Raw genomic sequence first — 23231 nt, forward strand, 5'->3', positions numbered from 1 at the left:
AACAGCGCTCTCGTGGGCGCCATCCTCGCCGCGTCGCCGCCGGCGATGCATGTAATAGAGATAAGTGTGATGGTGCAGACTGCATGATGGCGTTTGCGCAAGATGGAACATGACCGAATTCAAAAACACTGAACGTGAAGTCCACCTGTTTCGCTTGCGGCTGTCGGCTGCCGGCGTATTCGTGCTGATCTGTTTCGGCCTGCTGGTCTCGCGCTTCGTCTGGCTGCAGGTGGTGCGGCATAACCATTATCAGGCGCAGGCAGAAGAGAACCGCATCTCGGTCGTGCCGGTCGTGCCCAACCGCGGCCTGATCTTCGACCGCAACGGCGTAGTCCTGGCGCGCAATTTCTCCGCGTACACGCTTGAAATCACACCGTCCAAGCTGAGCGAGCCGCTCGACACGGTGATCAACAATCTCTCCACGCTGGTCGACATCCAGCCCAAGGACCGTCGCCGCTTCCGCAGATTGCAGGAAGAAGCGAAAAACTTTGAAAGCGTGCCGATCCGCACGCGCCTGACCGACGAGGAAGTCGCCCGCTTCACCGCGCAGCGCTACCGCTTTTCCGGCGTCGAGATCCAGGCGCGCCTGTTCCGCCAGTATCCGCTCGGCGAGACCGCCTCGCATGTCATCGGCTACATCGGCCGCATCAACCGGCGTGACGCGGAAAGGATCGCCGATTCGGATGATGCCGCCAATTACATGGGGACCGACTATATCGGCAAGGAGGGTGTCGAAAAGAAGTACGAAGAGGTCCTGCATGGCGTCACCGGCTATGAAGAGGTCGAAGTCTCGGCTGGAGGTCGCGCCGTACGCACTCTGTCGCGTACTCCGGCCACGCCGGGCAGCAACCTGGTCCTGTCGGTCGACATCGAATTGCAGAAGATCGTCGAGGAAGCGTTCGGCGACCGCCGCGGCGCGCTGGTCGCGATCGATCCCTCGACCGGCGACGTGCTCGCCTATGTCTCCAAGCCGACCTACGATCCCAACCTGTTCGTCGAGGGCATCGACCAGTTGAGCTGGGACGAATTGAACACGTCCATCGACCGTCCGCTGCTGAACCGTCCGCTGATCGGCACCTATCCACCGGGCTCGACCTACAAGCCGTTCATGGCGCTGGCGGCGCTGGAGACCGGCAAGCGCACTCCGGCCAATACGATTTCCGATCCTGGCTATTTCTGGTTCGGCAATCACAAGTTCCGTGATGACAAGGTGGACGGCCATGGCGTGGTCGACATGTACAAGTCGATCGTCCAGTCATGCAACACCTACTATTACACTCTGGCCAACGATCTCGGCGTGGACACCATCCATGACTTCATGAAGCCCTTCGGCTTCGGCCGCCTGACCGGTATCGACCTCGACAACGAGCGCACCGGCACCCTGCCATCCACCGCATGGAAGCGGGCAGCCTACAAGCGCCCTGAACAGCAGAAGTGGTATGCCGGCGAAACCATTTCCATCGGGATCGGACAGGGTTACAACGCCTTCACGCCGCTACAGCTCGCGCATGCCACGGCAACGCTGGCCAACAACGGCATCGTGATGAAGCCGCACCTGGTCAAGACCATCGAAAACAGCGTCACCAAGGAGCAGGTGCCGGTGGTGAACGCCGAAAGCGCACGGATCAAGCTCAAGCAGGAAAACATCGACTTCGTCAAGAAGGCACTGGTGGGCGTAACGCGTGAAGGAACCTCGGCGCGCGTGTTTGCCGGGGCCCAGTATGTATCGGCCGGCAAGACCGGCACGGCGCAGGCGATCGGCATCAGGAAAAATGAAAAGTACGATGCGAAGAAAATGGCGGAGCACCATCGTGACCATTCCTGGTACATGACCTTCGCACCCGCCGACAATCCGACCATCGCCCTGGCGGTGATCGTCGAGAATGCCGGCTTCGGCGCGCAGGCGGCCGCGCCGATCGCGCGCATCGTGCTCGATTATCACCTGCTCGGCAAGCGGCCCACACCGGCACTGGACAAAACCGCGCCGGTCTTGAACGATGCCGTGGCGCCGTCACCGACAACACAGCAACCCGCCCGGCCGCAAGCCAGGCCCGAGCAGTCGGTTCGCCGGAGTGCGCCGGCCGCAGTCATCCCCGTTTCGGCCACAGCCGAGGAGCACGCGCACTAATGCCGACCATGCAATTCAGTAACGAACGGCCGGCGGTCTGGCCCATCATCAAGCGCTACATCACGGTGTTCGATGTGCCGCTGACGCTCACGTTGTTCCTGATCCTCTCGGTCAGCTGCTTCGCCATGTTCTCGGCCGGCATGGACGCGCCGGGACGCTTCGAGGATCACCTGCGCAATACCATCATTGCTTTCGTGGTGATGTGGATTGCCGCCTGCGTGCCGCCGCAGCTGCTGATGCGCTTTGCCGTGCCGCTCTACACCGTAGGCATCGCCCTGCTGGTCGCGGTGGCGATGTTCGGCATCGTCAAGAAAGGCGCGCGCCGCTGGGTCAACATCGGCGTCATCATTCAGCCGTCCGAGATCATGAAGATCGCGGTGCCGCTCATGCTGGCCTGGTTTTTCCAGAAGCGCGAGGGCGCGTTGCGCTGGCATGAATTCGCGCTCGCCGCGGTGCTGCTGGCGATTCCGGCGGGCTTGATCATGAAGCAGCCCGATCTGGGAACGGCAACGCTGGTGATGGCTGCCGGATTCTATGTCATCTTCCTCGCCGGCCTGTCGTGGAAGATTATCTTTGGAGTGGCGATTGCCGGCATGGCCAGCTTGCCGGTGGTGTGGTCGATGCTGCACGATTATCAGCGCCAGCGGGTGATGACCCTGATCGATCCCACCACGGATCCGCTCGGCAAGGGCTTTCACATCATTCAATCGATGATTGCCATCGGTTCCGGGGGCATCGCCGGGAAAGGCTGGCGCAGCGGCACGCAAGCCCACCTGGAATTCATACCGGAGCGTACCAGCGACTTCCTGTTCGCCGTGTTTTCCGAGGAATTCGGATTGATCGGTAATTGCGTGCTGGTCGTGCTGTACCTGATGCTGATCGCCCGCGGCCTGTTCATCGCAGCCAATGCGCCGACGGTGTTCAGCCGCTTGATGGCGGGCGCGATCACGATGATTTTCTTTACCTATGCCTTCGTCAATATGGGCATGGTCAGCGGCATCCTGCCGGTAGTCGGCGTACCGCTGCCGTTCATGAGTTACGGCGGCACGGCATTCGTGACCCTCGGCCTTGGCATGGGCATCCTGATGAGCATCCAGCGGCATCGCAAGCTCGTGCAAAGCTGATCAGGCCCCTCCGAAGCTAGAGCCTTTTCGGCAGCCTATCCTCCGTCCTATGCCGGCCCGTGTGGCCGGCATAGTCATTTTACAATTTCTAAAAACTCTATCCTTGCGGCAAACGCATTGCCAAGGCACACTGTTGCCAATTTGGCGGGCTGCCCAACGCGTCGGCGCCTTCCATCGTTATCAAAGAAACAGGGAGGACGCAATGTCATTGCGCGCTTATGCTCATCGCTATCAATGCATTGCCAGGTTGCTGGTCGCCGTTCTGCCGCCAATGGCCATGATCGGCTGTAACAGCGTGCCGGTAAATCCGCCTGCAGAGACCGCGTCACGTCCCGCTCCGGCATCTAGAGTACCGAAGACGGCGTCAAACTTGCCGGCACTGCCTCCAGCAGGCTCCGGCCGCGGCGGCTACTACAAGGATGATGGTCCCGGTGATGCGCCGCCGGAAGGCTTGCTTGATACACCGGATGCAGAGCCCCGCGTCGAGCCGTATTACGCCAGGAACAGCCGGCCTTACGTCGTGTTCGGCAAGACTTACACGCCGATTACTCACGATCAACCATTCAAGCAGCGTGGCGTGGGTAGCTGGTATGGCAAGAAGTTCCATGGGCAGAAGACCGCGTCCGGCGAACTCTACGATATGTACAAAATGACGGCTGCACACCCTACGTTGCCGATTCCTTCCTATGTACGTGTAACCAATCTGACCAACGACAAGCAAATCATTGTCCGGGTCAACGACCGCGGGCCTTTCCACTCGAGCCGCATCATCGACCTGTCCTACACGGCCGCACTCAAGCTCGGTTATCTGGGCAGCGGCAGTACTCAGCTCGAAATCGAGCGCCTGCTGCCGGACGAAATCGCGCGCATCAACAGCGCCGCAAAGGATACGCAGCTCGCTGCCGCGAAATCCGCCCCATCGGTTGCGGCAGTCACCGCGCCACCGGCTCAGCCACGTGTCGCCGTGGAGCTTGCATCAGCATCTGTACCTGCATCTGTGCCTCCCGCGGCATCCGCCACAGTGGAGGCCAAACCGATTGCCTTCACCAGCGACACGGGCACATTCGCCTTGCCCGACACGGCCCCGGTTTCCATGCAAGCCGATTCAACCAGTATCAAGCCGACGATCGTCGTTTCACCGGTTGCGAACGCCGGTTCCGGCTACTATCTCCAGCTAGGGGCGTATGGTCAGGCTGCGAATGCGGAAGCGGTGCGCAACCGCCTGATGAAGGAACATGCCGGCACACTCGCCGCGATCGAAGTCGTGGAGATTGGCACATTCCACCGTTTGTTCAGCGGCCCGTTTGCCACCAGGGCGGACGCGGCCATCGCTGCCACACAGCTGCAGGAGCGGGGCGTGCGGGCAATGATCGTGCAACGCTGAAGCAGCAGGCCAAGGTGCTGATGTAATGGGGTATTGAAGGCTACGAGCCGACGTAACCTGGACGGGTCAGGCTTCGCCTTTCAGTTGCAGCGCACGCTCGTAGAGTGCGTTCTTTTTTCTGCCGGTAATCTGCGCGGCCAGTGCAGCCGCCTGTTTGAGGGGCAATTCGGCGAGCAGAATGCCGAGGATGCGTTCTGCGTCCGCGTCGTCGTGATCGGCATCCGCAGCCGCGCCTTCGACGAGGATCACGTATTCGCCTTTTTCACGATTGGCATCCGCAGCGACCCAGGCCGACGCCTCACTCAGGGAGCAGCGATGCAGTTCTTCAAAGAGCTTGGTCAGTTCACGCGCAAAAACGATTTGCCGCGTTGGCCCGAATACCGTCGCCAGTGCGGCGACGGCATCGACGATACGATGCGGCGCTTCGTAAAACACCAGCGTGGCGCGTACTGCGAGCAAATCTTGCAAGACGGCTTCGCGCTGCTTTCCCTTAGTCGGAAGAAAACCTGCGAAATAAAAACGGTCATTCACCAGACCGCTGGCCGACAGCGCCGACACCGCGGCCGAAGCGCCGGGCAGGGGCATCACGCGCAAGCCGGCCGCACGCACAGCATCAACGATACGCGCCCCGGGGTCGGAAACGGCCGGTGTTCCGGCATCAGAGACCAGCGCAATCCTTTGGCCCGCGCGCAGCCGCGTGATCAGTTTGTCGGCGACTTCCCGTTCATTGTGTTCATGCGCTGCAATCAATTCTTTCGACAAGCCATAGCGTGTCAGCAGATGTGCGGTATTGCGGGTATCCTCGCAGGCGACTGCGTCGGCCATCGCAAGCACATTGACTGCTCGCAACGTAATATCGCCGACGTTTCCGATGGGAGTAGCCACCACATATAATGTCGACAAGGGATAGGCTTGTTGCGCCACCTCTTGCAGCACCGGGGAAAGCGGCGGCAGATCAAATGCAGACGAAGTCATAAGGGAGTGCGAATGTTGAGCCAAATGGCGCGAGCAGGTGTATTGATCGCAGTATTGAGTGGATTTTGCCTGCCCTTGGCGGCAAACACAACCGTTGCAGAAGCGGCACCACTTGCGACACCCGTGTCCGTAAAGGGCAAGCCGTTGATCATTGCACAAACCGATTTATCCATTCCCCGTGAAGCGCCTGTCTACATTGCGCCCCGCCAGGTACGTATCGGATTGCTGTTGCCGCTGCATTCCCAAGTGCTTGGCCCGATTGCCGACGCCGTGCGCGCAGGCGTACAAGCCGCCTACGAGCGCGAACCCGCAGGAGTAGAAGTCAGCCTGGTGGATAGCGGCGAGGCGCCACAGGATGTTCTGACACGCTATCAGGAAGCCGCGACGATGAACGATATCGTCGTCGGTCCGCTTACACGGACCGGTGTCGCAGCTGTTGCACAAAGCAGCAGCATCCTCAAACCCACCATTGCATTGGCCCAGCCGGAATCAGCTTCGGATACTCCTGTTAACCTGCCGCCCCAAATGCTGGTGATGGGTTTGTCAATAGAGGACGAAGCCAGACAAGTCGCCACCTGGGCCGCTCGGGACAACCCGGGTGCGACAGCGATTGTGCTGCATACCGGCACCGCGTGGCAGCGCCGCGCAGCCAGCGCCTTCGAAACACAATGGCAACAGAACGGCAAGGATGTGCAACTGATCGAGTTGCCGTCCAATGATGGGTTTCTCAATGGCCGGTCGCTGCTGCAACTCAAGAAGGATGTACCGCCGGACCGTCCCATCATCCTGTTCGCGGCACTCGACGCACGCCAGGCGCGACAGGTGCATGCCGTCATGGGTAACGGCGTGACGATGTACGGCACCTCGCAAATCAATCCTTATACGCTGACCGACCGGATGGCAAACGAACGCGCACCTGACATGGACGGCACGCGACTGCTTGATATGCCATGGCAATTGCAGCCGGATCATCCCGCCGTGATGGTCTATCCCCGCCTCGTTGTTGCCGCTGATCAGAGGCGTACAGCCGACATGGAGCGTTTTTATGCGCTTGGGATCGACGCGTATCGTGTTGCCCGAGAGTTGGCCTTGCAGAACGATCAGTTCGAAATCGATGGTGTAACCGGCAAGCTGATCGTCCAGTTTGATAGCAACAAGGCACATATCGATCGTGTTGCACAGCGTGCCGTGTATCGGGACGGAAGCGTGGCACCCATCCCGGATGTTGAATTCCAGGATGTTGAATAATGGGATTGCCACCTGCGTTCGGCCCTGCCCGCACCGCGCAGCAACGTGATGGCGAAATCGGCGAGGACCTCGCATTGCACTATTTACAGCGACAAGGACTGTCGCTGCTGCAACGCAATTTTCGCTGCAAGGGCGGCGAGATCGATCTGGTGATGCAAGATAGCTCCGGGCTGGTATTCGTCGAGGTTCGCAAGCGTGGTGGCCGTGCTTTCGGCGGAGCAGCGGCCAGCGTCACCGCACGCAAGCAAGCCCGGTTGATCCTGGCGGCCCAATTGTTTCTGCAACGTTACCGTACACCGCCCGCATGCCGTTTCGATGTCATTGCAATCGATGGCGACCGGCTTTCCTGGATCACCAATGCCATCCAGTCATAATCAATACTTTGCATCAATTTGTTGTCTGCGCGATTCATCCGGCGCGTGTGCACTATAATCCCCAGCATCATGATGAACCAACGCATCCAGGCGCACTTCCAGGAAAGTGCCGAACTCAAGACCCGTGCCGCCGCAGAGCTGGCGGAGCCGATTTCGCAGGCTGTGGAACTCATGTTCACGGCCTTGTCTAATGGCAACAAGATACTTGCCTGCGGGAATGGCGGCTCGGCTGCCGATTGCCAGCATTTCGCTGCCGAACTGGTCGGCCGATTCGAACGTGAGCGCCTGCCCCTGCCGGCGCTGGCCCTCACCACCGACACCTCGATCATGACCGCAGTAGGAAATGATTACAGCTTCAACGACATTTTCAGCAAGCAGGTACAGGCATTCGGCCAGGCCGGCGATATTTTGCTGGCCTTGTCGACATCGGGGAACTCGGCCAATGTGCTGGCGGCCGTGGATGCCGCACTTGAGCGCGACATGCGCATCGTGGCGCTGACAGGCAAGGGCGGCGGCACCATTGGCAAGCGCCTGACGGAAGCCGATGTCCATATCTGCGTACCGCACGACCGTACCGCACGTATCCAGGAAGTGCATCTGCTCACGATTCATTGTATTTGCGACGGCATTGATGTCGCGTTATTTGGGGAGGATCTGCATGAATAAGTGGACGCGTATTACACGTCCGTTGGCCGCAGCAGTACTGTGCGGTGTTGTCGTTACCAGCCTGCAGGGCTGCGTTGAAATGGCAGTCGGAAGCGCGGTTGTCGGCACGTTGTCGGCTACCGATCGCCGTACCTTTGGCGCGCAAACAGAAGACAAGGCCATCGTTTTCAAGGGCGAGACACGCGTACCCAGCGTGGTCGGCAATGCCGGCCATGTCAACGTCACCAGTTTCAACCGCAAGGTGCTGCTCACCGGAGAAGTCCGTGACGAGGCGATGAAGGCCGCTGTAGAGCGCGAAGTTGGCGCTATCGAAGGCGTGCAGTCCATCGTCAACGATCTTGAAATCGCCGGCACCTCCAGCTTCACCTCGCGCTCCAACGATTCTCTCATTACCGGCAAGGTGAAGGCGGCATTCGTCGATGCGCGCGACCTGTCGGCCAACTCGATCAAGGTTGTCACCGAGCGCGGCGTGGTCTATCTCATGGGCCGTGTCACCCAGCGTGAAGGCCAGTTGGCGGCGGAAGTGGCGCGTGGCGTCAATGGCGTGCAAAAGGTCGTCAAGGTATTCGAATACATCTCTGAGGAAGACCTGCGCCAGTTGACCAACTCGCCTGACACGCAGAACGGCAAATAATTGTAAAACCGCCGGGTACCCGGCATTCGCAATGCTATATTGGGCCGCAGATCACACCGATCTGCGGCCTTTTGTTTTGAGGAAGACGATGACAGCATGGATCGCCGCAGGCGTATTGGCACTGCTGCTACTGTTCTGGGGAGTGGGAGCGTACCGCCGCCTGGGTAGCCTGCGCCGCCAGGTGGGACAAGCCTTCCGGGCGTTGGATGTTTGCCTGAAGCGACGTTACGACCTGGCCCCGGCACTGGTGGAGACAGCCAATGGTGCGATGAAGCAGCAGCGAGAGCTCCTTGAAGCTGTGGTTGTTGCACGCAACCGTGCGCTCGAAGCCAACACCGCAGCTGCGGCCAATATGAACAGCATGAGGGCGATGCAGCGCATGGCGCTGACCGAAGGCGAGCTTGCGCGGGTGCTAGGCCACATGCTGGAGGCATGGAATGAAGGCGCTGCGGTCGACAATGGCACCGCGATGTCCATCCTTGACGATTTGCGCGACGTGGAGAGCGGCATCGCATTTGCACGGCACACCTATAATGAAAGCGTCGAGCAGTACAACGGCTCCCGCGCATTGTTTCCACGCTCGGTCATTGCGGCGGTATTTGCTTTTACACCTGCCTTCCCATTGCCGATCGCCGAAATTCGCGAGCGTCACGATACAGTGTTGCCAATTGGCTGAGACGAGCGCGGCACCGTCCATGCATTATTAGCGTTCTAGCCAGATCGTGGACTTCCGGTCGCCGAGGCAGGTTTTTGCCAGCCGGATTATCATTCGGTTACGCTGGCACCGTACCTGCGATCAAGAACGTTTCGTCACACAAACATTCCAGTATTTCAACATTCTCATCTTCCCCGACCACCATGAAGCGACGCACCATTCTGACCTCCATCGCCGTCTTGCTGCCCGCGCTCACACTCGGCCACGGTTTGCCTGCAGTTGCCGCAGAACCCGTGAAGGTGGTCTATCACCTTGCTGATGGCATCGACCAGGCATCGCGCGCCATGGCAAACATCCGCAACCATTTGCGCGCAGAGCCCGATACCAGGATCGCGGTGGTCGCCAATGGGGATGGCATTCGCTTTTTGCTGGCCGGCGCCAGGGAGCGTAACGGCAAGCCCTTTGATGTCGCTATTACGGCGCTCGCTGCCCAGGGCGTTGAATTCAAGGTGTGCGGCAATACACTCACAGCGCATGATGTCTCACCTTCCCAACTGGTACCGGAGGCAAAGCTGGTGCCTGCGGGTGTGGTTGAACTGGCAAGACTGCAGGCGAAAGAGGGCTACGTTTACATCCGTCCTTGATCTGGTAACCGGCGGCGTTTGCTACCGCGGACTATAATCACCTTATTCTCCTGTCGTTACTCGTCATTCGTCATTTGTCATTCGGACCCTCTCCATGCAAACCGCAGAACATTCCACACAACGCAATCGCACCTGGATCAAGGTGCTGGGGGTTGTGATCATCGCTGTGATCGCGGCGGTCGGTTATTTTTCTCTTTCCAACGAGAAAGCGGCGCCCGATGTCACGTTCAATGGCATCAACGGTGAACAGGTAAGCTTGCAAAGCCTGCGTGGCAAGGTGGTGATGGTTAATTTCTGGGCGACCAGCTGCACGACCTGCGTCAAGGAGATGCCGGAAATGGTGCAGACCTATAACAAGTTCAAGGATAAGGGACTGGATTTTATTGCAGTGGCAATGAGCTACGACCCCCCCAACTATGTGCTCAATTATGCGCAGACGCGAAGCTTGCCATTCCGCGTCGCGCTCGATACCAAGGGTGACGTAGCCAAGTCGTTCGATGAAGTCAAACTTACACCGACCACCTATGTGATCGACAAGAATGGCAACATTATCAAGCGCTATGTCGGCGAACCGGATTTCGCCGCCTTGCATCAATTACTGGAAAAAGCGCTGGCAGCGTGAGTTCCACCGCAGTCGCCAGTCGCAATACCGCAGCACCAATAAAAAAGCGCCCGACGGGCGCTTTTTTATTAGTGTGGCGTTGAATGCTATCGCATTGCATTGTCTACAGCGAAGTGGCTGCGCCGGATCGCGCAGGCATGGTTGAAGTGGATGCGGGTACCCGCTGTCCAAATTCGATACGCGGCCGCAGTTGTTGCCAATCGCGGCGGGGAAACGCCTCGTCATGGCCTGACACAAACAGGGTGATTTTTGTCAGCCATTGCTGGGTTGGCGCCGGATGGACATAGGGCGCGGTCAGCAGTGCCAGCATGCTGACCATGACACGTAGGGGATTAAATACCTGATTACGCAGCGTATTCCCCGCAACCCAGATGAAGCTGACGCTCACTGCCGCCCCCAGCATCCAGCCGGCGATCACTTCAGACACCGAATGCGCATGGACAGCAAGGCGCGAAATCCCCACCACAATGCCGAACACCAGGCCGAACAGTACACCGACTCCCCGCACTGACCGTGGCGCTTTTTCCAGCATCAGATAAAACAGCACCGGCATGACTGCGGTAGAACGCATCGCATGTCCGCTGAATCCGGTGAAATCGATTGCGCGAATGCCGATACCCCAGCCGATAAAAGCCATCTTGGTTGCCACGACCACTGCCATACCGGTAGCAAACAACAGGCTCCAGCACAGTGCAAGCCGGTTTTCATTTTCGGCAAGCAGCCACGCTGCGATCGCAAGTGCTGCGAAGCAGGTGATAGTGACGTCGCCGAAGCGTGTAATTTCAGACCATTCAATCATAGATACCAATATGGCAAAGGCGCCAATGGGAAGTTCATGCGGATTTGTAACTGATTCTGCAATTGCGCCGGATGGCGCCACGCAGGCGTCCGGCACATTTCCGGACAGGAGGCGGTCATCGGCCACGTGGAAAATTGCACCAGTACGCGCCAGTGCACGGGCACATCAGTGTTGCCAGCATCGTGCCACGTATTGTCTCGGCAGCAGATGGCAGCGGCCTTAATTCACCTCAAAGGCGAACGATGCCCCAATAGACATGTAGCAGGAAGGTGACACTTAGTTGGGAGGAGATAAGGTGCAGCGGCGCGTACATCAACGCCGCTGCAACGATGGCAATGTCAGACGACTCCTGCGCCGTGCGCCTGTTGGTCCGCATGGTAAGAGCTGCGCACCATGGCGCCGACTGCGGCATGCACGAAACCCATCTTGTAAGCCTCATCCTCGAACATCTTGAAGGTGTCGGGGTGGACATAGCGGCGTACCGGTAAATGATCGCCGGACGGCATCAGGTATTGGCCGATGGTCAGCATGTCGACGTTGTGCGCGCGCAGGTCGCGCATCACTTGCAGGATTTCTTCATCGGTCTCACCCAGGCCAACCATGATGCCGGACTTGGTCGGTGTTTCCGGGTGTAATTCCTTGAAGCGCTTGAGCAGGTTCAGCGAGTAGGCATAGTCGGAACCGGGACGGGCTTCCTTGTAGAGGCGCGGCACGGTTTCGAGGTTATGGTTCATCACATCGGGCGGCGCCGTCTTCAGGATCTCCAGCGCGCGGTCCATGCGGCCGCGGAAATCGGGTGTCAGGATCTCAATGCGTGTCTGTGGAGACAATTCACGGACACGGCGGATGCAGTCGGTGAAGTGACCCGCTCCGCCATCGCGCAAATCGTCGCGGTCGACCGACGTAATGACCACATAGCTCAGCTTGAGCGCGGCAATGGTCTTGGCCAGGCTCTCCGGTTCATTCGGGTCAAGCGGATCCGGGCGACCATGGCCAACGTCGCAGAACGGGCAACGGCGGGTGCATTTGTCGCCCATGATCATGAAGGTTGCGGTGCCCTTGCCGAAACATTCGCCGATGTTGGGGCAACTGGCTTCTTCGCAGACGGTGACCAGGTTGTTGGCCCGCAGGATGTCCTTGATTTCATAGAAGCGCGTAGTCGGCGACGCCGCCTTGACGCGAATCCAGTCCGGTTTGGCCAGCTTTTCGGCAGGAATGATCTTGATCGGGATGCGGGCGGTCTTGCCGGCGCCTTTCTGCTTTTCACTCGGGTTGTAGACGGAGGAGGCGAGAGCTTCTTTTTCAGTGGTCATCGTGCAGATCGCTTGTTCAGTTGTCATTTCGGCCATGCCGCGATGACGAGGGCTAGAGCTTGATTTGTGGTTACGCAGTCAGCAGTTCGGTCAGGTTGTGCGCCAGTGCCAGCCGGACATCGCGCGTCGGCGCGTCGGCCCCCACTGTCCGCATATCCACCGTGGCCAGGCCTTCGTAGCCGCAGGGATTGATCCAGGAAAACGGGGCAAGGTCCATGGCGACGTTGAGCGACACACCATGATAGGTGCAGCCGTTGCCCCTGACCTTCAAGCCCAGGGCGGCGATTTTCGCGCCTTTCCAGGGACCATCGGCCATGTAAATGCCCGGGGCGCCGGGCTTGCGTTCACCCGAAAGATTATACGCCTGCAAGGTCTGGATCACCGATTGCTCGATCTTGTTCACAAACTCGCGCGCAAACAGCCGTGCGCCCGGTTTGCGTCGCAGATCCATGAGCAGATAGATCACTACCTGGCCCGGTCCGTGGTAGGTGACTTCGCCGCCGCGGTCGGTCTGGACCACCGGAATCCCGTGCGCATCGAGCACATGCGAAGGATCGGCGCCCAGTCCGAGTGTGTAGACAGGGGGATGCTCGACCAGCCAGAGCTCGTCCCGCGTCTCGGCATCGCGCGCATCGGTAAAGGCGCGCATCGCCGTAAACGTGGTTTCGTAGGGTTCGACGCCGCGGTCGGTCAGCAAGGGAGTGCGCATGGACGCGAGTGTAGACCTTAAAGCGGAATTGTGTAGAAGTGGTGCTGGTCCTTGTGCGGAGAATTGTCGATCACTTTCAGGATGGTCGGATCGATGTCGTCCCGCTTGGGATCGAACAGGCCGCACAGTCGCATCGCCTTGCGCACGTCGATGCTCTTGCCGAGGTATTCAAATACTACCCGCGCGCAGGCGATGGAACGTTGGTTGCTCGACGAAACGCCGAGCATCAGGCCGGACAGGCGAGCCACTTTGTTCTTATAGGTCGGGAAGAGGATGGTCTGCGCGATTTCGTTGCCGGTCAGCGATTCATAGTCCACCAGGAAAATACGGTCGTTCAGGTAAAACGCGCCGCCAATGTATTTGCACTTGTAGGTTTCGTCCAGGTTCGCATGCTGGGGAAAGCGTTCCAGCCGCTCATGGTAGATCGCGCCTTCGTGGTTGAACATGTGAACCAGTCCGCGCAGCACTTTTCCGGGCGCACTCATCGAGTGGTAATACTCGTAGTAGTAGCCAAGGTATTTGTCGAACTTGCCGATGGTCTGGTGTTGCAGGCGGCTGATGTGTTCACTGTGGACAGCGCGTTCGGTGCGCTGCTTTGGACGAACCTGGATGATCTGGTGAAAATGCTCGCGCGGCAGGTAAATCTCGGCCGGTTCGACGCCAAAGAAATCGCAGATGCGCTCCAGTGTGTGGCTCGATGGTTTGCTGGTGCCGTTCAGGTAGCGGTTGAACTGAGCCCGGTTGACGTTGAGCTTCCGGCATACATCGGCGACCGAGCGGTAATAGGTGCACAGCATGCGCAAGTTGTCGCTGAATTCGCGCTGGGCGGCGTGGGGTGCCTTGGCGGGAACGGACAGTGTGGACATGGATGCATTTCCTTGGTTTATGGAAACTATGATGCTGCTTGACGCTATTTTAGCATCAAGCAGCATCAAGTCACGCCAATTAGCGAAATGGTATTCGGTGTGGTTTATCCCTAAAGTTGCCATCCAAGTTGTAGTCGCTTTTTTAACAAAGAAGCGACTCCCCAAACGGGGGAGAAAAAAATAGAACACATCACAACGGAGCACTACCTGCGTACCCCGGCACGGCCACGAACCGATGCCTGTTTACGCAGAATGACCTCACAAAGGAGACATGATGGTTACCGTAGAAGATTGCATACTCGGGAACAGCGGATTGCATGATCGCTTCTTCGCCGTGACAGAGGTTCTCGCCAGACTGGTATCGAGCGCACCGCGTTCCGTCAGCATCGCCCAGATCGAAGAAGAAACCGGCCGCCCCGAGAAAGAAATTACCAAACTCTGCGCCGCCCTGGCACGCGACGGCCTGCTTCGGCCCGATCCGCATGCGCCCGAACGCTGGATGCTGGCCTGCGAAGCCAGCCTGGTCACGCTTGAAGATGTATTCCGCTGTGTCCTTGCTACCCAGCAAACGCGCTGCCGTCCCGGCGGCAGGAACGCCGCCGATCGTGTGCCCAATGACGTTGACCTGCTTGTGATGCAGGCGATGATTGCGATAAATCAAAGCGTGTTCACCCATTTACGCCAGTTCTCCCTCGACCGGCTGAAAATCAGCGCTGCCGGTATGTTTCCAGCGCCGCGAAGCAGCACGCAGAGCCACTTTGCAAACAAGGCTTTTGATGTGGCATTTACGTGATTACATAAGCACTTACGCATTCAAGCATTCCGGCCGCGAGGCCAGCGACCTTCGCCTGGACGCACTGCGCTGTCCAGGCAAGCTAGTAGTATCTTTCATCCTGTTCATCCTTAGGAGACAACACATGCTGTTCAATACAAAAATGATCCCGTTGGCTGGCGCAATCGCATTTGCATTCGCAGGCGCCGCTTCGGCACAGGAACAAGTCGTCAAGATCGGCCACGTCGGTCCGATCTCCGGCGCGATCGCTCACCTGGGTAAGGACAACGAAAACGGCGCCCGCATGGCGATCGACGAACTCAACGCCAAGGGCGTGACCATCGGCGGCAAGAAGGTCAAGTTCGAANGCTCACCTGGGTAAGGACAACGAAAACGGCGCCCGCATGGCGATCGACGAACTCAACGCCAAGGGCGTGACCATCGGCGGCAAGAAGGTCAAGTTCGAACTGCTGGCGGAAGACGATGCGGCTGACCCGAAGCAGGGCACGGCTGCAGCACAGAAGCTGGTCGACGCCAAGGTCAACGGCGTGATCGGTCACCTGAACTCCGGCACCACCATCCCGGCNGGCTGACCCGAAGCAGGGCACGGCTGCAGCACAGAAGCTGGTCGACGCCAAGGTCAACGGCGTGATCGGTCACCTGAACTCCGGCACCACCATCCCGGCATCGAAGATCTATTACGAAGCAGGCATCCCGCAGATCTCCCCGTCCGCGACCAACCCRAAGTACACGCAGCAAGGCTTCAAGTCGGCCTTCCGCGTCGTGGCTAACGATGGCCAGCTCGGCGGCACACTCGGCCGTTACGCAGCAGASCAGCTCAARGCCAAGAAGGTCGCCGTGATCGACGACCGTACCGCCTACGGCCAGGGCGTTGCTGAAGAATTCRTCAAGGGCGCGAAGGGCAAGGGCGCGCAAGTCGTGGCACAGCAGTACACCAATGACAAGGCAACCGACTTCAACGCGATTCTGACTTCCATCAAGGCCAAGAGCCCGGACGTCGTCTTCTTCGGCGGCATGGACGCGGTTGCAGGTCCGATGTTGCGCCAGATGAAGGCACTGGGCATCAACGCCAAGTTCATGGGCGGCGACGGCATCTGCTCCGAAGCACTGGCAAATCTGGCTGGCGATGCGCTTGGCGACGGCCAGGTGGTCTGCGCCGAAGCAGGCGGTGTGGAAGAAGCACAGAAGAAGGGCATGGAAGACTTCCGTGCTGCCTTCAAGAAGAAGTTCAATGCCGACGTCCAGATCTACGCTCCNCGAAGCAGGCGGTGTGGAAGAAGCACAGAAGAAGGGCATGGAAGACTTCCGTGCTGCCTTCAAGAAGAAGTTCAATGCCGACGTCCAGATCTACGCTCCGTACGTCTATGACTCCATCATGGTGATGGTCGAAGCAATGAAGAAGGCTGATTCCGCAGATCCGGCGAAGTACCTGCCAGAACTGCAGAAGATCAACTACAAGGGCGTGACCGGCAATATCGTCTTCGACCCGAAGGGCGACATCAAGAACGGCACGCTGACCCTGTACACCTACAAGGGTGGCAAGCGTGAGCAAATCGCTGTCGTGAAGTAATTCGCAAACAGTGCATCAATGCGGCCGACCGGTAAGCCGGACGGCCGCATCTCACCAGAATCCCAGTCTGACAGCCCGGTACCGGCACACCGCCGGGAAGGGCGCGCCATTGTCTGAAATAATGACGTGAGGTCAAACTGCTGCCAAACTACCCTGACCATCTCACACAGGGAATTGCCGGCAATGCATTCGATATCTTCTTTCCGGTCATCGCAGTCGTCGCGCTTACCGCAGGCTTCGCCCCGCAGCAGGATAGGCATTATTACCGGTTCCGGTCCGGAAGCGGGGATCGACCTGTGGAACAAACTGCTGCAGGCAAATCGCGCGCTGTACGGAAGCCGCTTCCGCGGCGATCTCGATGCGCCGAACGTGACCATCCTGTCCGAGCCGACACTGGGCCTGTCGATGGAGCTGGACCGCAATCATGAGCTTGTATGGCACTGCATGCGCGATACCGCGACGGCCATCGCGCAACGCGTGGATTATTACGCAATCGCCTGCAACACCCTGAATTTTTATCAGCCGCAGCTCGACGCGCTTGGCCTGCCGGCCAAACTGGTGTCCTTCGCCGACGTCGTTGTCGACTTTCTGCAGCACAGCGGCATACAACGCGTAGCGCTGCTTGGCGCGCGACCGGTGACCGACCTCGGCGACTGGTCCCATTACCGGAAACTGGCAAACCATGTGGAGGTGGAAGTGCCGCAAGGAGAACAGGCCGCGCGCTTGCATCAACTGATCTATGACGTGAAAACCTACGGCGGCACGGCACCGCATGTGCGCGAACAATTCCAGGCGCTGCTCCGGCAATTGCAGGCACCCGCTGTGCTGCTGGCCTGTACTGAACTGCCGCTGATTCCCTTGCAGAACGAAGATGCCGCCGGCAAGCAGCTGATCGATGTCACCGCACTGGTTGCGCGGCGACTGGCGCAACTGGCATACCAAGCACCCGGGGAAGGCTGAACCAGCCATCCCCGCTTACCCTGAAGAATGCTGACAACGATGAACGGAAAACACATCGGCCTGATCTACACCGGCGGTACCGTCGGTATGGCAAAGGCCGCCAACGGTTACGCACCCATGCCCGACTTCGCCGGCGTGCTGACGCGTCTGCTGGACACCTATCGTGACGGTCTGCCGCGCTATACCCTGCATGCCTATCCGAGCCCGATTGACAGTACCAATGCCAGACCCCAGGACTGGCAGACCATCGGCCGCGACATCGCTGCGCGTTATGAGGATTACGACGGCTTTGTGATCCTGCATGGCACCGACACCATGGCTTATACGGCGACTGCCTTGTCCTTCATGCTGCAAGGCTTGCGCAAGCCCGTCATTGTCACCGGTTCACAGATTCCACTGGGCGTACCGCGCTCCGATGCGGCGCAAAACCTGATCACCTCCTTGCAGCTGGCGGCGTCGGATGCAATCCATGAAGTCGCGATCTGCTTTCATCAGCGCTTGCTGCGAGGCAATCGCTCGACCAAGGTCAGCTCGACCCGGCTGGAAGCCTTTGACAGCCCGAACTATCCCCGGCTTGCCGAGATCGGCATTGAGGTCCGGCTGAACGAAGATGCCTTGCTGCCGCGCCCCACGCACGAGCATTTCGAGTTGCCGGACTACAGGCAGGACCTGGTATTGCCGGTACGTTTCGTGCCGGGTATGCCGATGAGTGTCGTCAGGGCGATGCTGGATCTGAAGCCCAGGGCGCTGATCCTGGAATGCTTTGGTTCGGGAAATGCACCCGACCGCGACCCGGCGTTGCTGCAGATGCTGAACGAGGCAAGACGCAATGGCGTGGTCACTGTCGCCTGCAGCCAGTCCCTGCATGCGGAAGTGGCCATTGGTACCTATGCGGCCGGTGCGGGCATGAGTGCGGTTGGCGTGATCGGCGCATGCGACATGACCTTCGAGGCGATTTACGTCAAGCTGCATCATCTGCTTGCGATGGGACTCTCCGCCGACGTAATCAGGGAGCAATTCCAGCGCCCTCTCTGCGGTGAAGTAAGCGCACTGTAAAACCTGGCATCACCGGTATCACAAGCAGCCTCAACGACCAGCCTCAACGGCCAGCATCAACGACCGGGATCAGCGGCAAGCCGCACATGGCCGGGCCGCACGTCATTTCCTGTGCCTTGCCATTTACCATGTCCTGGGCGATGCCGCGGTAACGGCGTCCGTCGATGCGCTGGCCCGTTCGCCAAAGCTTGCCACCAAAAAATCAGTGAACGCCCGCACCCGGGCCGAAGCGCTGTGCCGCTCCGGGTAGACTGCAAAAATATCTGCCGGCGGCGTTGTATAGTCTTCCAGCACCAGTTGCAGCCGTCCGCTGCGCAAGTACTTGGCGATATCCCATTCGGCACGCATGATGATGCCGTGCCCTTCCAGCGCCCAGTTGAGCGTCACCTCACCATCGTTGCTTGTCACCGGCCCGGTCACCTTGACCGTTTCGGTTTTGCCGTCTTTGCTGAAGGTCCAGACACCATAAGCCGTTTCATTCTGCCGTAGCACGATGCAGTTATGTGCAAGCAAGTCTCGCGGCACGACAGGCGTGCCGTGTTGCTGCAGGTAAGCGGAACTGGCGCACAGCAACCGGCGATTGGCCGCCAGCTTGCGCGCAATGATGCGGGTGTCGGGTAATTCGCCAAAGCGTATCCCGAGGTCGAAGCCTTCATCCACCAGGTTGAGCGGTGCGTCGGTCAGCTGCAGCTGAATCTCGATGCCGGGATGCCGCTTGACGAAGTCGGAGACCAGCGGCGTGATGTACACCCTGCCGAAGCCGAGCGGCGCATTGATCCGCAGCCGACCCTTTACGTCGGTACGGCCACGGCTGACGCGCTGCTCCATACGATCAATATCCGCCAGGATGCGCATCGCATCATCGCGATACAGCTCTCCCTCGGTCGTCAGGCTGAGGCGGCGCGTCGACCGGTTCAGCAGGCTGACGCCAAGGCGCTCTTCCATCTGCGCCAGGCGCTTGCTGATGGCTGGCGGAGTGATGCCCAATTCTCGCGCCGCGCCGGAGAGGCTGCCAGCCTTGATGATGGTAAGGAAGAAGTTCAGTTCCGATGTCTGCTTCATGATGTCCGCGTCATGTTCAAGCGCCCCTCAAAATGCCCTGCTCTGCCATTTGCCATGCGCTTTCATGCTGATGGCGGTGTTCATAGTATTAACTCTGACGACAAGGTAGTTTAACTTTACTCGCGTTCTGCCAGTCTGAGAACGCACTAAAGTTGTCATGCGCATCATGCGAGTCCCGCATTTGCATTCGGGAAATTGCCGCTTTTGCGCCCACATATTTCTCCAAGGACCAAATTTATGCGTGTACACAAAATCGCCTCGATCCCGGCCGATGGCATCGGGCCGGAAGTCATTTCAGCAGGACTGGAAGTGCTGGAAGCGCTATCGCGCCGCATCGGCGGATTCCGGCTTGAGGTCGAGCATTTCCCCTGGAATTCCGATTACTACCTTGAGCACGGTCACTACATTCCGCCGGGAGGACTGGAACGTCTCAAACAATTCGACGCCATCTTTTTTGGCGCCGTCGGCAGCCAGAAAGTGCCGGACGACGTTTCACTCTGGGGCCTGCGCCTGCCGATCGCCCAAGGCTTCGATCAGTATGCCAATGTGCGCCCGGCACGTGTGCTGCCTGGCGTAAAAAGTCCGCTGCATCAGGGTAGTGCAATCGACTGGATTATTGTCCGTGAGAATTCGGAAGGCGAATATGCGGGCAATGGCGGACGCGTCCATCGCGGCCTGCCAACTGAAGTGGGGACCGAGACCGCAGTGTTCACCCGTGTCGGTGTCGAACGCATACACCGCTTTGCATTCGAGCTCGCCCGCACGCGTCCGCGCAAGCGACTGACACTGGTGACCAAATCCAACGCGCAGCGTTTCGGCATGGTGCTGTGGGATGAAATCTTTTTTGAAGTCGCGAAACAATACCCCGACGTGCAGACCGACCGCGAACTGGTCGATGCGGTGACCACCCGCATGGTGCTCAAGCCGCACACGCTGGACGTCATCGTGGGCACCAATCTGCACGCCGATATTTTGTCGGACCTGGCGGCGGCTTTGTCCGGGAGCCTTGGCATTGGTCCCACGGCCAACATCAATCCCGAGCGCAATTTCCCCTCCATGTTCGAGCCCATCCATGGCTCCGCATTCGATATCACCGGCAAGGGCATTGCCAATCCCATTGCCACGTTCTGGACGGCCGCAATGATGCTTGAGCATCTTGGCGAGCAGGAGGCGGCCCGCGCATTGATGAAGGCGATTGAACAGGTGACGGCAAGTGGTATCCACACACCCGACCTTGGAGGTAGCGCAACGACTGCCGATGTGACCCGCGCAGTATGTGAACGTATCAATGGCTAGCACGCCCCGCAGTAATATGGCAATCGAGTAATGCAGTAATGTCGTCAGGCGGCATGCAAGCGAGTTGGAGACAACACCGTGCAGATAAAACAACTACGGACTGGAGACTGAAATGACACTGACAAAGCTGATCAGCATTGTTGCCCTGGGCCTGACTGCGCTGCATCCCGCAGCCCACGCTCAGGCGCAGAATTATCCCGACAAGCCGGTTCAATACGTGATTCCCTTCCCGCCGGGCGGCGAGTCGGACTATGTGGCGCGCTTGCAAGCCGAATTATTCAAGACCAAGTACAAGCAATCGATGGTGGTGTTGAACAAAGCGGGCGCGGGCGGCGGCCTGGTGTGGGGGCAACTCAACAGCATGCCTGCCGACGGCTATACGATTGCCGGCGTGAACCTGCCGCATATCGTGCTGCAGCCGCTCGAAGGTTCGGTGCAATACAAGACCGACGACATCACGCCGGTCTACTTCTATCACTTCACGGCGGACGCGCTGGTGGTGCCCGGCAACAGCCCCTTCAAAACCTACCAGGACCTGGTGAAAGCGGCGAAGGAAAAGCCGAATTCGATCAATATTGCCGGCTCGGGCAGCCTGTCCGCCAACCACATGGCGCATGAGCGTTTCAACAAGCAGGCCGGCGTCAAAACGACGTATGTCCCGTTCAAGGGGACAGGCGACCTGATCTCTTCGATGCTGGGCAGCCATGTGGACGCGGCGATGACTTACCTGCCATTCGCGATTCAGCAGAAAGGCAAGATGCGCCTGCTTGCGGTAGCCTCGGAAAAGCGTCACCCGGCCTTTCCGGACGTACCGACCTTCAAGGAAGTCGGGCTTGACTGGGTGGATGGCGCGTATCGCGGCGTCGCCGTCCCCAAGTCCACCCCAAAGGATATCCAGAAGAAAATTTCCGACATAATGGCGGACCTGAACAGCGATCCCGACATGCGCAAGAAGCTGGCAGATGGCGGCTTCGACATCGTGGATATTTCGGTCGACAAGATGCCCGAATTCATGGCCCAGCGCAGCAAGGTTTACCTGCAGGATGCCAAGGACGCAGGCCTCGGCAAAAAGTAATATCCTATCCGCGCGGGCATGTGGCCATGCGGCAGAGGTATACCGCTGCATGGCCGCTTTGCTGCCTGACATCGCCAACCGGCGATACTCCCATGGCCGCCACTTTTATCGGGGCGGCCTGTCCCGTCAGCACAATAGAATTTTCGTTTTCACCATCAGGCTTGAACAATCACTAACAATCACTATGGCAACTCATCGTATAGCAGTAATACCCGGCGACGGCATTGGCAAGGAAACCGTTCCTGAAGGACTGCGCGTGCTGGACGCCGCGGCGCGCAAATTCGGCATCAACCTGCAATGGGACCATTTCGATTTTGCTTCCTGCGATTATTATCAGAAGCATGGGCAAATGATGCCCGACAATTGGAAGGACCAGATCGGCGGGCATGACGCCATCTTCTTTGGTGCGGTTGGCTGGCCCGACACCGTGCCCGATCATATTTCACTGTGGGGCTCGTTGCTCAAGTTCCGCCGCGAGTTCGACCAGTATGTCAATCTGCGCCCCTGCCGCCTGATGCCGGGCATTCCATCGCCACTCGCCAATCGCAAGCCGGGCGATATCGACTTCTATGTCGTGCGCGAAAACACCGAGGGCGAGTACTCGTCGGTAGGCGGCAAGATGTACGAAGGCACGGACCGTGAAATCGTGTTCCAGGAAAGCGTGTTTTCCCGCAAGGGTGTGGATCGCATCCTCAAGTTTGCGTTCGACCTTGCGCAGAGCCGACCAAAGAAACACCTGACCTCGGCCACCAAGTCCAACGGCATCTCCATCACCATGCCGTACTGGGATGACCGTGTAGTCGAGATGGCGAAGAGCTATCCGGAGATCCGCTGGGACAAGTATCACATCGACATTCTGACCGCCCACTTCGTGCAGAACCCGGACCGCTTTGACGTCGTGGTGGCATCCAATCTGTTCGGCGATATTCTTTCGGATCTGGGTCCGGCGTGCACGGGCACGATTGCCATTGCACCGTCCGCCAATATCAACCCCGAACGACTCTTTCCTTCGCTGTTCGAGCCGGTACACGGATCGGCCCCCGATATCGCCGGCAAGGGTGTTGCCAACCCGATTGGGCAGGTGTGGTGCGGCGCGATGATGCTCGAACACCTCGGCTATCCGGAAGCCGGTGCGGCAGTGCTCAAAGCCATCGAAAAGGTACTGGAAGCCGGTCCGGCAAACGCACCCTTCACACGTGACATCGGCGGGTCCGCCGGCACGCAGGACCTCGGCAAGGCGATCGCCGAAGCGCTGCAATAGTCTTGCAATAGACTTGC

24 protein-coding genes and 3 pseudogenes are annotated in these 23231 nt (G+C 58.9%); 21 read left to right on the forward strand and 6 right to left on the reverse strand.

Annotation, left to right across the window (positions count from 1 at the left end):
* Positions 1–109 precede the first annotated feature (109 nt).
* The 3 genes from mrdA (at position 110) to ASE07_RS10640 (ending at position 4636) form a co-directional block, all read left to right on the forward strand.
* Entirely contained in the window at positions 110–2128 is a 2019-nt protein-coding gene (gene mrdA / locus ASE07_RS10630; protein ID WP_057290807.1) for a penicillin-binding protein 2, read from the forward strand.
* Positions 2128–3252: a rod shape-determining protein RodA gene (gene rodA / locus ASE07_RS10635; protein ID WP_442946063.1), complete on the forward strand. Its 1125-nt coding sequence runs from the start codon at positions 2128–2130 to the stop codon at positions 3250–3252. Before mrdA ends, rodA begins: the two co-directional genes overlap by 1 nt.
* A 202-nt stretch (positions 3253–3454) precedes the next feature.
* Positions 3455–4636 carry a septal ring lytic transglycosylase RlpA family protein gene (locus tag ASE07_RS10640; RefSeq protein WP_057290808.1) on the forward strand — a complete coding sequence of 394 codons (1182 nt, stop codon included), beginning with the start codon at positions 3455–3457 and terminating at the stop codon, positions 4634–4636.
* Between the two features lie 66 nt (positions 4637–4702).
* Here the strand turns inward: ASE07_RS10640 and rsmI are convergent, their stop codons facing one another.
* Positions 4703–5611, reverse strand: coding sequence for a 16S rRNA (cytidine(1402)-2'-O)-methyltransferase (gene rsmI / locus ASE07_RS10645; protein ID WP_057290809.1), 909 nt, complete (start codon positions 5609–5611; stop codon positions 4703–4705).
* A gap of 12 nt (positions 5612–5623) precedes the next feature.
* Between rsmI and ASE07_RS10650 the strand changes: the two genes are divergently transcribed.
* The 7 genes from ASE07_RS10650 (at position 5624) to ASE07_RS10680 (ending at position 10454) form a co-directional block, all read left to right on the forward strand.
* Positions 5624–6859 carry a penicillin-binding protein activator gene (locus tag ASE07_RS10650; RefSeq protein WP_057290810.1) on the forward strand — a complete coding sequence of 412 codons (1236 nt, stop codon included), beginning with the start codon at positions 5624–5626 and terminating at the stop codon, positions 6857–6859.
* A complete protein-coding gene (locus tag ASE07_RS10655; protein WP_057290811.1) occupies positions 6859–7233 on the forward strand; it encodes a YraN family protein in 375 nt (124 codons plus the stop codon). The genes ASE07_RS10650 and ASE07_RS10655 overlap by 1 nt, the downstream gene beginning before the upstream one ends.
* A gap of 69 nt (positions 7234–7302) precedes the next feature.
* Positions 7303–7899, forward strand: a complete 597-nt coding sequence (locus tag ASE07_RS10660; RefSeq protein WP_057290812.1) for a phosphoheptose isomerase — start codon at positions 7303–7305, stop codon at positions 7897–7899.
* The gene (locus ASE07_RS10665) at positions 7892–8533 is read left to right on the forward strand and encodes a BON domain-containing protein (protein WP_057290813.1); all 642 of its coding nucleotides are present in this window, start codon (positions 7892–7894) and stop codon (positions 8531–8533) included. Before ASE07_RS10660 ends, ASE07_RS10665 begins: the two co-directional genes overlap by 8 nt.
* A gap of 88 nt (positions 8534–8621) precedes the next feature.
* Complete coding sequence (locus ASE07_RS10670; protein ID WP_057290814.1) at positions 8622–9209, forward strand: LemA family protein; 588 nt, start codon at positions 8622–8624, stop codon at positions 9207–9209.
* A 182-nt stretch (positions 9210–9391) separates the two neighbouring features.
* Positions 9392–9832 (forward strand): DsrE family protein, encoded by a 441-nt coding sequence (locus ASE07_RS10675; RefSeq protein ID WP_082584076.1) that lies wholly within the window; start codon positions 9392–9394, stop codon positions 9830–9832.
* 94 nt (positions 9833–9926) lie between these two features.
* On the forward strand, positions 9927–10454 hold the full coding sequence (locus tag ASE07_RS10680) for a peroxiredoxin family protein (protein WP_057290815.1): 528 nt from the start codon (positions 9927–9929) through the stop codon (positions 10452–10454).
* 103 nt (positions 10455–10557) lie between these two features.
* Here ASE07_RS10680 and ASE07_RS10685 read toward each other — a convergent pair whose 3' ends face one another.
* The 4 genes from ASE07_RS10685 to ASE07_RS10700 all read right to left on the reverse strand — a co-directional run bounded on the left by ASE07_RS10685 (position 10558) and on the right by ASE07_RS10700 (position 14141).
* Entirely contained in the window at positions 10558–11253 is a 696-nt protein-coding gene (locus ASE07_RS10685; RefSeq protein WP_082584085.1) for a phosphatase PAP2 family protein, read from the reverse strand.
* A 338-nt stretch (positions 11254–11591) separates the two neighbouring features.
* Positions 11592–12593 carry a lipoyl synthase gene (lipA, locus tag ASE07_RS10690; RefSeq protein ID WP_057290901.1) on the reverse strand — a complete coding sequence of 334 codons (1002 nt, stop codon included), beginning with the start codon at positions 12591–12593 and terminating at the stop codon, positions 11592–11594.
* Positions 12594–12636: 43 nt separating this feature from the next.
* Complete coding sequence (lipB, locus tag ASE07_RS10695) at positions 12637–13275, reverse strand: lipoyl(octanoyl) transferase LipB (RefSeq protein ID WP_057290816.1); 639 nt, start codon at positions 13273–13275, stop codon at positions 12637–12639.
* A gap of 17 nt (positions 13276–13292) precedes the next feature.
* A complete protein-coding gene (locus tag ASE07_RS10700) occupies positions 13293–14141 on the reverse strand; it encodes a helix-turn-helix domain-containing protein (protein ID WP_057290817.1) in 849 nt (282 codons plus the stop codon).
* Here ASE07_RS10700 and ASE07_RS10705 point away from each other — a divergent pair.
* The 8 genes and pseudogenes from ASE07_RS10705 (at position 14140) to ASE07_RS10740 (ending at position 18520) form a co-directional block, all read left to right on the forward strand.
* On the forward strand, positions 14140–14325 hold the full coding sequence (locus ASE07_RS10705) for a hypothetical protein (protein ID WP_057290818.1): 186 nt from the start codon (positions 14140–14142) through the stop codon (positions 14323–14325). The genes ASE07_RS10700 and ASE07_RS10705 overlap by 2 nt on opposite strands.
* A gap of 87 nt (positions 14326–14412) precedes the next feature.
* On the forward strand, positions 14413–14934 hold the full coding sequence (locus ASE07_RS10710) for an Rrf2 family transcriptional regulator (RefSeq protein ID WP_156396528.1): 522 nt from the start codon (positions 14413–14415) through the stop codon (positions 14932–14934).
* Between the two features lie 124 nt (positions 14935–15058).
* On the forward strand, positions 15059–15280 hold a 222-nt coding region (locus ASE07_RS29415), incomplete at its 3' end, for an ABC transporter substrate-binding protein (protein WP_235548425.1).
* A gap of 1 nt (position 15281) precedes the next feature.
* Positions 15282–15499 (forward strand): annotated as a pseudogene (locus ASE07_RS29665) (ABC transporter substrate-binding protein); the annotation flags it as partial.
* Between the two features lies 1 nt (position 15500).
* A pseudogene (locus ASE07_RS29420) lies at positions 15501–16190 on the forward strand (branched-chain amino acid ABC transporter substrate-binding protein); the annotation flags it as partial.
* A 1-nt stretch (position 16191) separates the two neighbouring features.
* Positions 16192–16504: pseudogene (locus ASE07_RS29425) on the forward strand (ABC transporter substrate-binding protein); the annotation flags it as partial.
* Between the two features lie 183 nt (positions 16505–16687).
* On the forward strand, positions 16688–17464 hold the full coding sequence (locus tag ASE07_RS10735; RefSeq protein WP_057290823.1) for an aspartate/glutamate racemase family protein: 777 nt from the start codon (positions 16688–16690) through the stop codon (positions 17462–17464).
* Between the two features lie 39 nt (positions 17465–17503).
* Positions 17504–18520 (forward strand): type I asparaginase, encoded by a 1017-nt coding sequence (locus tag ASE07_RS10740; protein ID WP_057290902.1) that lies wholly within the window; start codon positions 17504–17506, stop codon positions 18518–18520.
* 123 nt (positions 18521–18643) lie between these two features.
* On the opposite strand, the gene ASE07_RS10745 is transcribed toward ASE07_RS10740, so the two are convergent.
* Positions 18644–19582 carry a LysR family transcriptional regulator gene (locus tag ASE07_RS10745; RefSeq protein WP_057290824.1) on the reverse strand — a complete coding sequence of 313 codons (939 nt, stop codon included), beginning with the start codon at positions 19580–19582 and terminating at the stop codon, positions 18644–18646.
* Between the two features lie 237 nt (positions 19583–19819).
* Here ASE07_RS10745 and ASE07_RS10750 point away from each other — a divergent pair, with 237 nt between their 5' ends.
* The 3 genes from ASE07_RS10750 to ASE07_RS10760 all read left to right on the forward strand — a co-directional run bounded on the left by ASE07_RS10750 (position 19820) and on the right by ASE07_RS10760 (position 23214).
* A complete protein-coding gene (locus ASE07_RS10750) occupies positions 19820–20878 on the forward strand; it encodes a tartrate dehydrogenase (protein ID WP_057290825.1) in 1059 nt (352 codons plus the stop codon).
* 112 nt (positions 20879–20990) lie between these two features.
* Entirely contained in the window at positions 20991–21953 is a 963-nt protein-coding gene (locus ASE07_RS10755; RefSeq protein ID WP_057290826.1) for a Bug family tripartite tricarboxylate transporter substrate binding protein, read from the forward strand.
* Positions 21954–22137: 184 nt separating this feature from the next.
* Entirely contained in the window at positions 22138–23214 is a 1077-nt protein-coding gene (locus ASE07_RS10760) for a tartrate dehydrogenase (RefSeq protein ID WP_057290827.1), read from the forward strand.
* Positions 23215–23231: the final 17 nt, after the last annotated feature.

Source organism: Noviherbaspirillum sp. Root189 (assembly GCF_001428545.1).
GTDB lineage: Bacteria > Pseudomonadota > Gammaproteobacteria > Burkholderiales > Burkholderiaceae_D > Noviherbaspirillum.